This is a genomic window from Acinetobacter sp. YH12086, from assembly GCF_013419345.1.
Taxonomy (GTDB): Bacteria; Pseudomonadota; Gammaproteobacteria; order Pseudomonadales; family Moraxellaceae; genus Acinetobacter; species Acinetobacter amyesii.
Genome location: NZ_VPAF01000055.1, coordinates 1 through 1168, shown reverse-complemented (window position 1 = coordinate 1168; position 1168 = coordinate 1). Strand labels below are relative to the sequence as shown.

The following is a 1168-nucleotide window of genomic DNA, read 5'->3' as shown; positions in this document are numbered from 1 at the left end:
TACGTTGTCGGCAGCGGGCCAAAAAGGAATACGTCCATGCCCATCGAGGTGAAACCGGCTGTGAGCGCGGGTTCAAGCATATAGCCCGACAGGCGCGTATCCTTGCCGATCACGACACGATGGCGGTGGTCACCGCGACGAAAGACACGGCCAGCCGCCATGCCGACGCGCAAGGCGGTTTCCGCCGTCATCGCGCCTTCGTTGGCTTTGCCACGAATACCGTCTGTGCCGAAATATTTGCGCACCATAAGGTCGATTATCCTGTCGTCGGGTCGCCCTCAAAGGGGACATGCCTGCTGAACCGCGAATATAGAGAAATATCCCGAATGTGCAGTTAACGAATTCTTGCGGTTTCTTTCAGCGCCGCCAATACCGCCAGCCCGTCGCGCAAGGGGCGCGGCTCGTGTGTGCGGATGAAGTCAGCTCCACCTGCGGCGGCGGCAAGCTCTGCAGCGAGTGTCGCGGCCCCGACATCCCCCGGACCACGGCCTGTGAGCGCGCGCAGAAAGGATTTGCGCGAAACAGACAGAAGCACCGGCAAATCGAAGCGCAGCCGCAATTCATCGAACCGCGCCAGCACCGAGAGCGAGGTTTCGGGAGCAGCCCCCAGAAAAAACCCCATGCCGGGATCAAGGACAAGGCGGTTGCGTTTGATACCGGCACCCGTCAGCGCCGCGATGCGCGCGTCAAAGAACGCCGCAATGTGATCCATGATGTCGCCAGCGGGTGCCTCGCGCCGATCTGCCTGCCCGTCTTGCACCGAATGCATAACGACGAGTTTGGCAGATGATTTCGCCAATTGCGGATAGAACGCAGCGTCTGGAAAACCGCGAATATCATTGAGATAGGCCACACCACGCGACAAGGCATAGGCTTGCGTCGCGGGTTGATAACTGTCGAGCGAGACGGGAATGCCATCTGCCTTGAGCGCGTCCAGCACCGGCGCGATACGCGCGATTTCTGTGTCGGACGAAACAGGCGCGGCGTCGGGATTGCTGGATGCCGGACCGAGGTCGATCACATCTGCCCCCTCGGCCATCAGCTTACGCGCCTGCGCAATGGCTGCGTCTGGCGCCAGATACCGGCCTCCATCGGAGAAACTGTCCGAGGTTATGTTGACGATGCCGAAAATGATGAGCGATTTATTCATGGGGGCTTCTATAATAAT

1 protein-coding gene and 1 pseudogene are annotated in these 1168 nt (G+C 59.8%); both read right to left on the bottom strand.

Translation table 11 applies throughout. The annotated features are described in order from the left end of the window. Positions 1 to 248, bottom strand: a pseudogene (gene glmM, locus FTU29_RS17260) (phosphoglucosamine mutase); the annotation flags it as partial. 86 nt (positions 249 to 334) lie between these two features. Then, on the bottom strand, positions 335 to 1150 hold the full coding sequence (gene sul2 / locus FTU29_RS17255; protein WP_001043260.1) for a sulfonamide-resistant dihydropteroate synthase Sul2: 816 nt from the start codon (positions 1148 to 1150) through the stop codon (positions 335 to 337). Positions 1151 to 1168: the final 18 nt, after the last annotated feature.

What these genes read in the sequence shown, in the direction of transcription:
- sul2 (WP_001043260.1), bottom strand. Translation starts at nt 1,150, where the DNA reads ATGAATAAATCGCTCATCATTTTCGGCATCGTCAACATAACCTCGGAC.